The 15,162-nt window shown below is 38.6% G+C and carries 11 protein-coding genes; all 11 read right to left on the bottom strand.

Annotated features, from left to right (window positions below):
- Window positions 1–64: 64 nt before the first annotated feature.
- A complete protein-coding gene (locus JKP71_RS02145) occupies window positions 65–1,198 on the bottom strand; it encodes a hypothetical protein (protein ID WP_200406858.1) in 1,134 nt (377 codons plus the stop codon).
- Between the two features lie 22 nt (window positions 1,199–1,220).
- Window positions 1,221–2,096, bottom strand: a complete 876-nt coding sequence (locus JKP71_RS02140) for a hypothetical protein (protein ID WP_200406857.1) — start codon at window positions 2,094–2,096, stop codon at window positions 1,221–1,223.
- Between the two features lie 359 nt (window positions 2,097–2,455).
- The gene (locus JKP71_RS02135; RefSeq protein WP_200406856.1) at window positions 2,456–2,941 is read right to left on the bottom strand and encodes a hypothetical protein; all 486 of its coding nucleotides are present in this window, start codon (window positions 2,939–2,941) and stop codon (window positions 2,456–2,458) included.
- Between the two features lie 15 nt (window positions 2,942–2,956).
- A complete protein-coding gene (locus JKP71_RS02130; protein WP_200406855.1) occupies window positions 2,957–3,988 on the bottom strand; it encodes a hypothetical protein in 1,032 nt (343 codons plus the stop codon).
- A gap of 166 nt (window positions 3,989–4,154) precedes the next feature.
- Complete coding sequence (locus tag JKP71_RS02125) at window positions 4,155–6,680, bottom strand: MucBP domain-containing protein (protein ID WP_200406854.1); 2,526 nt, start codon at window positions 6,678–6,680, stop codon at window positions 4,155–4,157.
- A 454-nt stretch (window positions 6,681–7,134) separates the two neighbouring features.
- On the bottom strand, window positions 7,135–8,799 hold the full coding sequence (gene alsS, locus JKP71_RS02120; RefSeq protein WP_200406853.1) for an acetolactate synthase AlsS: 1,665 nt from the start codon (window positions 8,797–8,799) through the stop codon (window positions 7,135–7,137).
- Between the two features lie 204 nt (window positions 8,800–9,003).
- Window positions 9,004–10,248 carry a tetratricopeptide repeat protein gene (locus JKP71_RS02115; RefSeq protein ID WP_075525822.1) on the bottom strand — a complete coding sequence of 415 codons (1,245 nt, stop codon included), beginning with the start codon at window positions 10,246–10,248 and terminating at the stop codon, window positions 9,004–9,006.
- Window positions 10,249–10,264: 16 nt separating this feature from the next.
- Complete coding sequence (locus tag JKP71_RS02110) at window positions 10,265–11,431, bottom strand: AI-2E family transporter (RefSeq protein WP_075525821.1); 1,167 nt, start codon at window positions 11,429–11,431, stop codon at window positions 10,265–10,267.
- Between the two features lie 64 nt (window positions 11,432–11,495).
- Window positions 11,496–12,125, bottom strand: a complete 630-nt coding sequence (locus JKP71_RS02105; RefSeq protein WP_200406852.1) for a class I SAM-dependent methyltransferase — start codon at window positions 12,123–12,125, stop codon at window positions 11,496–11,498.
- A gap of 1 nt (window position 12,126) precedes the next feature.
- Window positions 12,127–13,734: an NAD(P)/FAD-dependent oxidoreductase gene (locus JKP71_RS02100; RefSeq protein WP_200406851.1), complete on the bottom strand. Its 1,608-nt coding sequence runs from the start codon at window positions 13,732–13,734 to the stop codon at window positions 12,127–12,129.
- A gap of 28 nt (window positions 13,735–13,762) precedes the next feature.
- A complete protein-coding gene (rlmD, locus tag JKP71_RS02095; protein WP_200406850.1) occupies window positions 13,763–15,133 on the bottom strand; it encodes a 23S rRNA (uracil(1939)-C(5))-methyltransferase RlmD in 1,371 nt (456 codons plus the stop codon).
- Between the last annotated feature and the right edge of the window lie 29 nt (window positions 15,134–15,162).

The following is a 15,162-nucleotide window of genomic DNA, read 5'->3' as shown; positions in this document are numbered from 1 at the left end:
TTTCTATCAAATGGCATTTGCCTGCTTTCCTGTTGGAAATAAAATTGTCATAAAAAATCCTATTTTAATACTGACTCAGCGTTTTATTGTATTTCCAAGTTTTCACAGTATCCTTTCCAGCATTATGAAGGATTTCGGTTGCTGTAACTGTCACATTTTTACCCGCATTACTTCGTGAAACTGTCATTCCCAATTTAACAAAATCTGTTCCTGTTTTTTGTAAACTTGCTAGTAGATTTTTATCGTTAGTTAAAGTTGCTTGTGCTTTTGTCACACTTGTTTGAGCGGTATTCAAATCTTTGGTGTATTCCGCAAGCAACGCATTGTCTTGATCCATTGGAAGATTGTTTTGCTTTTCTTGCGCCAAATAAGTATTTTCTTGATTAACTAAGGTTTGATACTGGGTAACTTGTCCATGAGCAGAATCTAATGCCGCTTGGTCTGCATTGATGGTTTGATTATATTGATTTACCTTTGCTTGCCAAGCTTGACGTGCTTGCCAGTTTTGGTAATCGGCGTTTTTCGCATCTTGTGAAAGTTGTGTGTTCAAATTATAAATCACGTTATTATAGGCTGCATAGGTATTGTTATTTTGATAACCTGTTTGAAAATGTTGGTTGCCGTCCAGATAATCAAACTGTACCTCATTGACATCTTTTTGGGCAGAATAGACACTTACGCTCTGTGTGTAATTGACATTATAGACTGGCGCAGTAGAATACCAGCCAATCCCTTTCGTACCTTCAGATTTCCAACCTGACTTAAGCAAATTATTTCGCTCCGAAACACTTGAGGTAAACAGATGCTTTCCTGTTTTCTTATTGATGAGCCGATAAACTGGGATATTCCCACTCCAGTAGGCGACGATACCATCTTTACGCCAGTGGAATTTCTTGACTGCTTGCGTAATTTCAGAAGTATTCGGTGTATCTACAATATCACCATTCTTAGGATTATAAAGTTCATAAACGGGAGTGTTACTCTTATCAGCCGAAGCAAATCCAATCCCTTCAGTCGTCCACCCTTGAGTTAATAGCTTTTGTTGGTAGCTGGCCGAACCCGTCCAAATATGATTATCCGTTTTACGATTATAGAGGCGATAAACATTCTGGTCTGCTTTTACAAAGCCTGAAGTTGCTAAAACCGCAGTGACAGTTACAGCTGTGGTCGCAAATTTAATAAGCACTAATTTTTTCATTATTTTTATCCTTTCTTAACAATTACAAAAAATATTTTTTTAGCTGCTGAAGCTGTTGTTCAGACATTTCAAGAGAATCTTGCGTTTTTGAGACTTCTGCTTTTTCACTTTTTATCTTATCTCGCGCTTTTTGCCAATTCGCCATATTAACATACTCAAAGGTCACATTGGGAAGAGGCGTGGTCTTTGGAGCTGTTGTAGCTTTAAGCATAGTTTGATAAGCTTTGCTATCTTGATAATCAAAGGAAATTGCGGCCCCATTGGTGGTATCTACACCGATATGATTGCCAGAATAAAGCAGATAAGCCCTTGCCCCATAATTACCTGCTGTATTTGGAATGAACCCTTCCTGTCCCGATTGATCATAGAGGTTCATAACAATTTGATAAGCGGTTTCTTGATCGGATAAATTGCTTCCCGCAATTGGGTTTGAAGATGCTAAGCTATAGCCTGCGACCAAGTACTTACCATTGAATGTAGCTTTTTGATTGGTCGCAATCTTATGCGCAAAGTCTTGTTCTGGAGATGTGGCTTGCCAAGATACTTTGCTAGTTATCCCATTATCTTTTCTTAATTCAGTTAGATAAGACGTGACCCATTGGGCTACTTTGGCATTATCAGCTTTGTAATTAGCTTGAATTGGTAAGACTACTTTTTGAGATTTTACAAAGTGAGTGCTTGGAAATTGTCCCTTTAGGTTACTTGTTTTTGAGTTTTCATAAACGGTCAATGCATTTTGCATGATTGCCAACTCACTTTTTTCTTTCTTCAATTTTGATTCTGTTTGTCTTACCGCATGATAAGCTTTTGTGAGAAGACGTTCATGTATCCCAATAACCCCTACCCCAACAAGTGCAACACTAGCGATGGTGATTAATATTTTATTTCGTGTGTTCATTATGATTCTTCTTTCTTATTTCAATACGTTTTATAATTTTTAACGATTCTTTATCATTTTGAGAAATCAAAAACTTGTTTTGCTTCAACAAATTTTCCATTTCTTATAAAATTTATAAATTTTTGTTCGTCCATTTATCACTTCTTACTTGTATTCTACCCATGTATCAGAGTTTTTCTCTTGTCCTCACACTTTCATCCTGATATTTATTTGTTGTTAATTTTTTCTATCGTATACTCCCATCTTCCACCTCACCTTGTAAATCCAGAATGTGTCATGGTTGCCGATTCCTGCGCCTAGTACTAGTACCATCACAGCACTTGCAATCAAAAATTTGTTTTTCTTGTTTATCAAAATTTTTATCCTTTCGGTTCATTTATAAAGCTATCAGGATGAATAAATAAACATTTTATTACCCCTTTATTATCTAATTTACAAAAAATATTATTTGTAACTTTTAATAACCTTTTGTTTCCCTTGTCATTCACCCCTAATTGGATTATTCCTTTTTTTCCATCATAACTTATGTTTAACGGTGCAAAATATTTCTTCATCTGAGGTGAAATATCAAATAGTGACCAAACATCACCTACGTTAATTTCTGTATTTCTAGGAAGTTGTAACACAATATTTTCTTGCACAATATTTTCTAAAACAATCTTTTCTTTGTTTTCCTCAAGAATCGGCAAATATCCTGATACACCTATCAATTCCATATTTTTAAAATCGTACTCTAATTCTAACGTACCTAATAGCAGGGAAAATGTTGGATTATTATCACTATAAATTTTATTTTCATAGTATAAGCCGTATGTACTAAAATCATAAATCATTTTTTCTTTCATTGATATTCCTCTTTTTTATTTCACTGACTTAAATACAAAATGCCAGACTGTATTAGTTTTAGGATCAATAATGAGTTCGTATATACCTTTGCTACCGTTGAAAGTTCCCGTTACGGTCCAAGATAATGCACCCGTTCCTCTAATATCGGCAACCGGTGCAGAACTATCAATGATCTCATTTATTAATAATTTAGAGTCTTGGTATGGTCTATCTAAATGATTTTGAACTGTTTTAGACCAGTTCAAATTATCTATATCTATTCCATATGAACCTGCAGTACTCTCCGCAACTTCAGTCGCTCCATCTTCTTCCGCCATTTTTTCAATCTCAGATTTGATTGCGTCCTTCGCACCATTTTCTGCTCCAATCGCTACTACATCTAACGCATCAGAGCCACCCGCTGTTTCTGGAGTGAACACGATTGCTGCTACAGTTTGAGCGGCCTGAACACCTGTAATGACACCTGATCCTGTTTCAAGTAAAAATTTTTCTAAACCATGATTAGATTGCTTTTCATTGACTCCAGTGCCACTTAGGTAATACCAACGACCACCGATTTGTACTAAAGAGAACGAACTACCTGAGAAGAAACTTCCCGACTGTAAGCCTTTTGTACCAGCTAATCTCCAAAAATTTCGGGCTGCGGGGACATAAATTGTATGATGTTGCGGAGGTGCTAGGCTATAAGAATGGTTAGAACCACTTCCAGAGTTATTTGACGCGTTGGAAGAGGAATGAGAAGGTGTTGCTTTTGAAGGACTAGATGCCACTGGTACTAACTTCATGACCGTATTGCCCCACTGGTCAATCGTATATCCTCGAATATATTCCTTCCCACCAACAATGATATTTCCACTGCTTGAAAGTAACTGTAGTTGAAGGTTCTCTGCTGTAGTATGGAGTTGTGTAGCTAAACGTTCAAACTGTGCATCTTCTTTTTGAACCGAGCTTAATTTGATACTGTAAGTTTCGCCTGATGGTTTTGTATAAGGATGATGAGCCGTTTCTTCATAAGTCCCGTGTGGGCCAGTGTACTGATAGACCACATCATGACTTTCGTTGTACGCTCCAAAGTAGCCTTGTTGATGGATATTGAATTCTGCGTAATAGGTATATCCATAACCGTCTGTAACATAAGTTGGTAGCGTGTAATTGAAGACTTGCCCATACTTCCCGCTGAGTGACCGTGAGGTAATATAATCTCCTGCACTATCAAAGGTTATAAGTAATGGTTGAGCGTTTGTAATGATAATTCACATCATAGGATTGATGCGCTTGCGTGTATTGTCCTGAAATATGACTGGTTCCACCCACCAACGTTGGTGTTTTAGAGGTCGGCACTTTCATCGAGAACTTGTCGCCAATGAAACCTGTCACAGAAAAGCGAGATTTGATGACTCCATCCACTTTGAGATTAACTGTTAACGTGGATTTGATATGCTTGTAAAGGACAAAAATCGTTTGATTTTGACTATTTAAACGTGTTGCGAAATGTTGATATTTACCGTTCTTTAGCTGAAGCGTACGGAATTTTGGCATTTGGACTGTTTTCGTATCGCCCTCAAGGCCTGTAAAGACTTGATGGTTGACCTGATTCCCACGGTCGTCCACACCATAAACGGTTAATTTGGCTTTCAAGTGGGTGTATTTGACAATGACCGTTTGCTTTTGAGTGCTATATTTACCTGAAAGGATCCGTTGTTTCGGATTAGAGATTTTCAGATATTTCACATACGGTGCCACAACATTATAAGACGAATCCACATCACCAGAAATGGTTTGCGGTTGTGCCACCTGTTTGCCATTTTCATCTTCAAAAATGAAATGTTCTGAACCTTGTGTGTGTTGATATCGAATCGTAAGGGCACTATTCGGTTGCGTGAAATGCAAATTTATATTTTGCACTTGACCTGGCGCTAAATCATAGTCCTTAATCAGTGGGGCTTTATAGAGACTGCTTCTCCCATAAGCACCCGCCAAAGTGAGGGGAAAGCGGAGCGAGTGCCCGGCGATATCTTCAAAATTAACCGTGATTTTCTCTTGATTTGGGAGATAATTGACATTGACCGTTTGGAAAGGCAAAAGCTGAGTAAATAAAGCATCAGAACCCGTCAAATTTTGTGCGGTATAATTTGGAATAAACGGGGCACGAATGATTTGCTTATCGCCAATATTATCTGAGATATTCAAAGTAGGTAAGAGCTGTTGCTGGTTACTTTGATCAATGTAATTGACCGAGACTGCTCCCTGTTCTTTCAGATAAATGATGTCAATGTTTTGGTCGTTCTCTGTGAAAGTTCCTGTGGCTGGTGCGCTTGGAAATTTGTAGGTTTGAATATGAGGTAAAGCTTGAGAATAAGTGTCGCCCACATAGCCTGTCAAGGTCGCTAAGGTTTGGAGCGGTGTTTTATTGCCATGGCTGTCTTCACCAATGGCTTTAAGCGTTACCGTGCTTTTCTTATCATAATAGAGATTAATGCTTTGATTTTCAGCTTGATAAGTGCCTGTCAATGAATCAGAGTTCTTTGTATTGAGGCGATAATCTGAAATTTCTGACGCTGTGACCGTATATGGTTGCCCTTCAAAGCCAGAGAGGGTGCGTGCACTTTGAAGCGGTTGTTTAGTTTGGCTGTCAAGAAAATTGACAGTTACTGAACTTTCCTTGTCATAATAGAGGTTAATGTTCGTATTAGCTGTTTGATATGTCCCAGACAGTTTGCTCTTATCAGTCAAGCTTTCATTGAATTGATAGCCCGGCAAAAGTGGCGCAGAAAAGGCATAAGGTGAGTAAATCATCCCTGTATTAATTTGAGGATTCTGAATGACTTGCTTAGTAAATGCATTGAAAAAGTTTAAAGTTGCCGTAGATTGAGGATAAATTAAAGGCACATTTTTAACAGACCCATAAGAACCAAAAATCCCGTAGCCTACTCCTGAAACATTGGAAGACCCGTCTGATGTTGTATTAAAATTTGACATCATGGTATCGCCATAAAACTCATAAAGCAATCCCCCTAAAGGAAAGTCCGAAAAACCATTCGTTAAAGTACTATCTGAGGCAAACAATCCTGAAGGAGTTTCTGTCAAATTTGGCCCATGCGCTAAAACAGTCCCGTTGAGTGATATTTGTTGGTTACCATCAATATCACCGATTACGGGAAACATGAAAAGCTTAACAGGTTGATGTGTGGTAGAATCTTGAAATTGAAAAGCCATTTGCAAGCTCGCTAAAGCAGTTTCTCCAATATCGAGCGAACCATCTGATGTATTGCCATTAATGGTCAACTCCGACTTTCCAGCCGTTGTGCCAGTGACTTTTTGAAGGCTCACTAATACATCCAAACTTTCCCCTGTTTGTGTTTTCCCTACTTGGGTAACAAGAACAGCCGGCTGAACACTTTCTCCTTCATTCACATCAAATGTTTTGGACTTAGCATTGTCAAGGATTGGCGTCCCTGATTGAACAATAAACTGACTATTCGGGCTAATCTGAAGAGCACCATCTAGAAGTTGTTTTTTCACTTGATCTGGTGTCAGAGAAGCATCAACCAAGAGTTTGGCTTTCAAATTGCCATTGGAAACATCCGCAATGGAGTTAATAGTCCCGCTGACTTGGTATTGAAGACCGTCAGAAAGGGTCGCTTGGTGGTTGACCACCATACTTGCGTAAGCAGAAGGAATACCAAAAAGCGACGATAGCATTACAAAAAATACAAATAAGAATTTTTTATTGCTCATAAAATAAATTTCCTTTAAGTTTTATAGTTTCAATTATTATACTCCCCTCATTACAAAAAGTCTAGTGAAAATTGCAAAAATTTAATTTTAGTCTTTCGTGATTAAAAATAAAGTAAAAATCCAACCAACAGTTGGATTTTCTTTGCACTAAATATTCTGAAACTCATTTACTTTACTTTACTTTTTTTATTATCTCTATGATTAACATGACAGATAAGAAGGCTATTTTATAGATTATATATGATACGTTGTTTTAAGAAAATTTTGGAACAAAAAAGTGTGAGTATCTAAGAATGCTCACACTTTCACGTTTATATCCTTCAAAGTTTATCATCAATAATTTTCACATACAATATCTGCGTCTGTTTTATTTCACAAAAAAAGCCCCTGAACGCTTAGGTGTTCAAGGGCTTCTTCTTTTATTTTTGTTATTTCACAAATTGCTTGATTGTAATCAATAAAATTCTTCAGGTAATAATTTTTCAGCAAGTTTGATATTATCTGTGTAATCTAAAGGTACGTCAATTAATACAGGACCTGTGCTATCAGGAATGGATTTCAGGATTTCAGCCAATTCTTCTTTAGAATGCGCACGATACCCTTTAGCACCCATAGATTCGGCATATTTAACAAAATCAACATAACCGAAATCAACCGCTGCTGAACGTCCATATTTCATTTCTTCTTGGAATTTAACCATATCATAATGGCCATCGTTCCAAATGATATGAACAATTGGAAGATCCAAGCGGACCGCAGTTTCTAATTCTTGTCCTGTAAAAAGGAAACCTCCATCACCTGAGTGTGAGTACACCTTTTTGCCAGGACGTAATAAAGCGGCTGTAATTGCCCAAGGAAGAGCAACTCCGAGTGTTTGCATGCCGTTTGAGAAGAGAAGGTGACGTGGTTCATAAGATTTGAAATAACGCGCCATCCAAATATAGAGTGAACCTACGTCGACAGTTACTGTTTCATCGTCTTTCACAATATCTTGGAATACACTTACAAGATCTAATGGATGCATGCGACCTTCAGCAGTATTTTCAGTATCAAATTCGTGTTGCTCAGCTACTTCATGAAGTCCGTCAAGGTACTCTTTCGTACCTGCAGGGACTTTATACCCTCTTACAGCCGGTAACAGATTATCAAGCGTTGCTGCAATATCACCGATAAGCTCACGTTCTGGTTGGTAGTAAGTATCAATTTCAGCAATGGCATTATCAATAACAATGATTCGGCTATCAATTTCTGCATTCCAGTTACGTGCTTCGTACTCAATAGGGTCATAACCTACTGCAATTACTAAATCTGAACGTTTTAGTAACATATCCCCTGGTTGGTTACGGAAAAGGCCAATACGGCCGTAGAAGGTATGCTCAAGGTCGTGTGAAATAACTCCAGCGCCTTGGAAGGTCTCAACTACGGGAATATTAACGTGTGTCAATAAGTTACGCAATGAGGCAGCTACTTTAGCATCTGAGGCACCAGCACCAACTAGAATCACAGGTAAAACTGCATTTTTAATCGCTTGGGCTAGATAATTAATATCATCGATTGAGGCATTCCCCATTTTCGGATCAGAAAGTGGCTTAATTGCCTTGACTGATACTTCTGAATCTGTAACATCTTGAGGGATTGACAAGAAAGTTGCTCCAGGACGACCTGTTTTCGCAATTCGATAAGCGTTAGCAATACTTTCAGATAGTGTGGTAGGATCTAGTACTTCCGCAGAATATTTAGTTGCTGCTTGCATCATGGCCGCATTATCCATGGATTGATGGGCACGCTTAAGACGATCACTACGTTTAACTTGACCACCAATTGCTAAAATCGCATCACCTTCAGAGGTAGCCGTCAAAAGCGGAGTGGCAAGATTTGATACACCAGGTCCACTTGTTACCACAACCACACCAGGTTCTCCTGTGAGACGTCCTACAGCCTGTGCCATAAATGCTGCACCTTGCTCGTGACGTGTCACCACCATTTGTGGTCCCTCTTCGTTTTCTAATAAATCAAAAATCCGGTCAATCTTTGCACCTGGAATTCCAAAAACATATTTTACTTTATGATTGATTAAGCTATCAACCACCAAATTTGCGCCAAATTTTTTATCTGACATAGTTTAATTACCTCATCTGTTCTAAGCCGTAATCAACGAAATTTTCGGATTACTTCAAAATAATTTTATCAGAACTCAACCTCATTTACAATTATTACGATTTATGATGTTATGAAGTATTTTTCATAAAAAATTTTTGACGTTGGCATGTGATAAGTTAAACTTAATATTTAAAAAACTACTGACAGACCTGTCAGTAGTTTTTTATTCTTCGAGCAGTAAAGCACGCATTGCTTCATCATCAGGCACGAGGACTAAATACTGTTGAATTAAGTCTTTAGCCTTATCTAGTCGACCGATTTCTCGTAAAAAATCAATATAATCTGATAAGAATTCTGGATTTTCCGTCAGTGAACTTTCCATGAGTTCTTCATAGAGTGCCTCAGCTTCAGAATCATTTTCTAAAGCCTTATGTGCTTCAGCAAAAATCCATTTAGCTAAGAGGTGTTCCTCTTCGAGTAAAGGTTGCAAGTTCACGATTGCTTCGTAATCTTCTTCATTGAAATACATGTTGGCTAAGAGAAAGACGGTTTCATCATGTAATTCTGGCAAATTCAGGGCATCCATCAGATAGCGTTCTGCTGCTTGCGTGTCTTTTAACTTATAGCTTATCTTTGAAGCAAAGTGTAAAAGCGATACAGCATTTGGATTCTTTCTTAAACCTTGTTTAGCGATCTCTAGTGCAGCTTCAAATTCCTGATTAGCTTCCAAGGTTTGGGCATAAGCTAATTCATAATTTAAAAAGTCGACATCCATTTTTTCTAAACGTTTGAAACTTGCGATAGCTCTGGTTTCATTATGAATTTCGCTATAAAGTAAAGCAATTTCAAATAAGGTTTCTGCTTTTTTATCAAATTCAAGTGATTTCTCTAAAAAGGAAATAGCATTCTCAAAGTTTCCTAGCTGAGCATAACTATCCCCAATCCGTTGATAAATAGAAACTTTTGTATCATGGAGGATCTTGCGCTCTGATAACTTAGCATATTCTGCTATGGCTTTCGTATAATCACCTTGCTCATAGTAAGATTCAGCCAGTGCAAATGTTATAAGCGGAGAGTCTGATAACTCACGTGCTTCTTCTAACTTTGAAATTGCTGTTTCAAAGTCGCCATCTAACTGGTATAAATCAGCAATTTTTACCAATGCCGCTACATAGTTTTCATCATCTTCAGGGATCTGATAGAGATAGCCCAGAGCTTCCTCCAAATTTCCATTATCCTCTGCAATCTCTGACAGGTTGATCAGATAGTCAGTAGATTCGGGATGTTCTGCCATGATTTTATCATATACCGTCTGGCTCTCATCGATAAAACCCATCATTTGCAAATATTCGGCTAAATCAGCCAGCATTTCTTCATTATCATTTTTTAATGCTTTGGCCAATGAATTTTTCATTCCGATTAAATCGCCTTGGTGTAAAAAATCAATTGTATCTTCTGAATAAGACATTTTTCTCCTTTATTATTTATTCTATTTTTTGTTTACCTTCATCCCGATAAAGTACAGAAATTTCTCTATACCATTCGTAAAAATGTACCACAACGACTTTAACTGTTGCATAGAATGGAATACCAAGTAACACACCCCAGATTCCAAAAATTTGCCCTGCTGTTAATAAAACAAACAAGATTGTGATGGGATGTATGGATAGTTGTTTCCCGAGCACGAGTGGAGAAATAAATCTTCCTTCGAGAGTTTGCTCAATCACAATAACGATCAGAACTTTAACTAACATGAAGGGGCCACCAATTGCAAGCCCTACAATAATCATAGGAATTGCTGCTAAAAATGAGCCGAGGAAAGGAACAAGATTCAGAAAACCAGCAGTAATTGCCAAGGCAGCAGCATAACGCATTCCAATAATTGGTAGACCAATCATAAACATTACAGCAACAGCTATCGCGACTAAAACTTGCCCACGCACATAGTTAGAGAGTTGGCTATTAATCTCATGAAGGACTTTTGAAGTATCCTTACGCCAACTATTTGGTAAGAGTCCCGTCACAAATCCATTCAGGTTTTTACCATCACGCAAAAGGTAAAAGAGTACAAATGGGAAAACAATCAAAGAAATTAAAACACTTGTTGTTTTACTGATTAGATTTGTCAAGCTAGAGACGGCACTGACTGAGAAAGACTTCGACCAACCAATCAGTTGGTCTCCAATAGAATTGGCAAATTGATCCACTTGAGGACGGAACTGCTCAAAATGAGGATTACTCGCAATGGCATTAACTTGATCTTGCGCTACATCAACATAATGTGGCATCGCTGCTGTAAATTTCTCAACTCCACTGATGATATTTGGGATGGCAACAACAAGTCCCCAAACAATGAGCGCAATGATTATAACGAATAAAAAAATAATCGTTGCAATTCGTGGGACACGCCGCTTTTCAAGCATATCGACAATTGGATTGAGCAAATAATAGAAAATAGCTGCCAAAACCACAGGTAATGAGATTACTGTAATAAAATCTCCGACAGGTTTAAAGACAAAGCCTACTTTATTAAGTAAGTAAATATTAAGTAAAAAAAGAAGGATAATGGCTAAGCCAGCAACTATTTTATTGTTGATGAACCACTTGAAAAACCAAGAGGCTTTGAAAGTTCGATGTTGTTCTTGTTCCATATTAATTCCTAGTTCTTATTTTTTTAATTATCAGAATGAACATTATAACTATACTCTAAACGCTTCATTCTTCCTTAGCTTTTGGGGTAATTTCATAATATTGGATTTGAAAGAAAATTTTTTTACGTAGCAACTGCCAGCCTTGTTTTTCAAATTTTTGTCGTAATTCCCTTGAAGTGTAAACTTTTACATCTCCTTCAGTTGAAAAACGATTAAGCCGCCAGTTATATAACCGCGTTATCACTGGGAGATGAATCTCTGCGATGACGAGCTTTCCACCAGAAGCAAGCACACGACGCGCTTCCTCTAAAAAGCGGTCAGGGTCTGGAAAATGATGGAAACTTGCCGAGCAGGTGATGACATCGTAGGAGGCATCTTCAAAAGGAAGGGATTGAGCATTTCCTTGAATGAACTTATGGTCGGGGTGTTTGATCCGAGCTATTTTTACCATATTAGAAGAAATGTCCAAACCAGTACCTTCGAGTGCTTGCTTATGATTGAGCATTTCCAGTAATCTCCCGTTTGCACAACCAACATCAAGTAGGCGACTATTTTGAGGATATTCAAGTTGTTTTAAGATAAATTTTTTAAAAAAACTCGCTAAAAACCCATCAAAACTATCATCAAAGTGGTCCGCAAGGCGATCATAAAAAGCTTCAGATTCTCTTTCATAGTTGTGAGCACGCCTAACCATATTAGCTCTCCTCAACAGGTCGATTATAGGTTGAAATCAATGCTTCGGCACACTTCAGGCCATCAATAGCAGCTGACACGATACCACCAGCAAATCCTGCTCCTTCACCTGAAGGATAGACTCCTTTGGTAGAAATAGATTGGAAACTTTCCTCATCCCTATTAATACGAACCGGAGAAGACGACCGAGATTCCACTCCAGTCATTACAGCATCCGAAAGTGCAAAGCCGTGCAGTTTCTTATCCAAACCAATGATGGCTTCACGCATCGATTGTGTGATGTACTCAGGGAAAAGTTCGTCAAGGTTAGAAGGTGTAACACCTAAGGCATAGCTTGGCGTGACCGTCCCCATTGTCGTTGAAGCTTTGCGGTCAAGAAAATCCCCCACACGTTGAGCAGGAGCCTGATAGTTAGAACCTCCAAGCTCGTATGCTTTACGTTCAAGCATTCTTTGAAATTCGACCCCTGCAAGCGGATGTTCTGTTGGAAAATCCTCTGGAAAAACTTGGACAAGTAGGCCAGAGTTAGCATTCTCTTGATTTCTGGCGTGTTCGGACATTCCATTGGTTACCAAACGTCCCTCCTCAGAGGCAGCAGGTACAACAAGTCCACCAGGGCACATACAAAATGTGTAGACCCCACGCCCTGATGAAGCTTTGTAAGTCAAACGATACTCAGCTGCACCTAACCTAGGGTGACCAGCGAATTCTTTATACTGAGCTTTATCAATTAAACGCTGTGGATGTTCAATACGGACCCCAACTGCAAATGGTTTTGCGGTTATATTGATTCCCTTGTCGTACAGCTCATTAAATGTATCTCGAGCAGAGTGGCCGATGGCCAAAACCGCCTGTGTTGCCTTGAAAATTCGCCCATCTACAAGTTTAACGCCCGTGAGTGCATCCTTCTCAATCATGAATTGGTCAACCTGAGAATCAAAGTAGACCTCACCACCTAGCGCAATAATTTGTTTACGAATATTTTTTACAATATCTCGAAGAAGGTCTGTCCCCACATGAGGATGGGCTTTATATAAAATATCTTCTGGTGCACCAGCTTGCACAAACTCTTCGAGCACTTTGCGCCCTCTTAAGTCCCGTACACGACTAGTGAGTTTACCATCAGAGAAGGTCCCTGCACCACCTTCACCAAATTGGACATTGGATTTAGGATTGAGTTGACCTTTAGACCAAAATTCATCAATTGATTTTACACGTTCATCTACTGCTTGTCCCCGTTCTAATACAATGGGACGATATCCATTTTGAGCAAGGAGTAAGGCGGCAAACATCCCTGCAGGACCGAAGCCAATCACAAGTGGACGATGATTTAAAGGTTTTTGACCAATAGGAGGATTTTTATAATCTAATTTGGGCGCAAGCGCAACATTTTTGAGTTTTTTTCCAAGGATTTTACCTTCGTGTTTGACTGTAGCATCTACAGTATAGATAAAATTGATCTCGCCCCGCTGCCGAGCGTCTATTGATTCTTTATAAATCCGATAGTCTATTAAATCGGATTCTTGGATTTTGAGTTTTTTTAAGAGAAGACTTTTAATTTTATCGACAGGTTCATCAATGGAAAGTTTGAGTTGTGTAATACGAATCATGATGTTCTTTCTAAACAGTAAGGCGAAGTTAATTCCTTATAAAACTTGCGACAAGTTCTATATGGTGGGTTTGTGGGAAAAGATCAACAGGTTGAACCTTATCCAGTGTATAATTTTCAGCTTCAAAGCGAAGGACATCTCGTGCGAAAGTTGCTGGATTACAAGATACATAAACAATAGTTCTAGGATTTGTCGCTGTTGCAGCTTTAATAAATTGCTCATCTAGGCCTTTACGAGGGGGATCGACGAAAATCACATCTGGTTTGATTCCTTTTTGGAGCCATTGAGGCATGATTGCTTCTGCGGTTCCCACTTCATAATGGGCGTTCTCAATATGGTTGAGTTTTGCATTATGTTGTGCATCTTCTACTGCTTGAGGGATTACTTCCATTCCATAGACTTGTGCGACCTGATCTGCCAAGCCTAATCCAATTGTTCCAATCCCTGAATAAGCATCCACAATAATATCCTCTTGAGAAAGGTTGGCAAAATCATAGGCTGTCTGGTAAAGGCGCTCAGCTTGAGCTGTGTTGACTTGATAAAAAGCAGGAGCTGAGATTTGGAAAGTTTTACCTAACATCGTGTCTTGAATATAGTTTTTTCCATAAAGAACTTTGAAGGTTTTACCAAGAATAAAAGAACCTGTGCCCTTATTTATATTGAGTTGAATAGATTTGATGTTTGGGAAGTTTTCTTTCAGCTGTTGAAGTACTGTATCTACGCCTTGGGGAAGCTGTGCACTCGTCGCCACTAACGTTACCATCATTTCACCAGTATGATAACCTCTACGTACTACGATATGACGTAACCAGCCTCGCCTTGTTTGCTCATCATAAGCTTTTACATGAACTGTTCTCAAAGCATTTCGAAGAGAAAGAATGACGGCATCTATTTCTGGATGCTGGATATAAAAATCTTCTACAGAAACGAGTTGATGGGAATGTTTACGGTAAAAACCTGTCGTGAGTTGTCCCTCTACCATTTGCACAGGAACCTGTGCTTTATTGCGATAACGTAATGTTTCAGTAGCTCCGAGGACGGGTAAGACAGGATAATTGGACTTATGGGCTGTTTTATACAAAAGTTCTACGACTTGCTGGTGCTTAAATTTAAGCTGTTCGGGGTAGATCAAATGACCAAAATCCGCAATACCTGTACGGAGATAATCTAAATTGAGCGATGTCACCCGTGAAGGACTCTGCTTTAAAAATTCATCTACTCGTCCAAAACCATAGGATTTACCTACTTTTAAAACCCGCATCTTGATTTGCTCGCCAGGAAGTGCATTATCAACAAAAAAAGGAAACTGATCAATTTTGACCACCCCTTGTCCTTCATGGGTGAGGTCTATCACTTCCGCTTCAAATGTGTCATTTTTCTTGAAATTTGTCATGACCATATTATACCATAAATACTGTCCTAAATAGG

The organism is Lactococcus taiwanensis (assembly GCF_014905395.1).
In the GTDB taxonomy this organism is placed as follows: domain Bacteria; phylum Bacillota; class Bacilli; order Lactobacillales; family Streptococcaceae; genus Lactococcus; species Lactococcus taiwanensis.
This window is presented reverse-complemented; position numbering and strand designations above follow the sequence as displayed.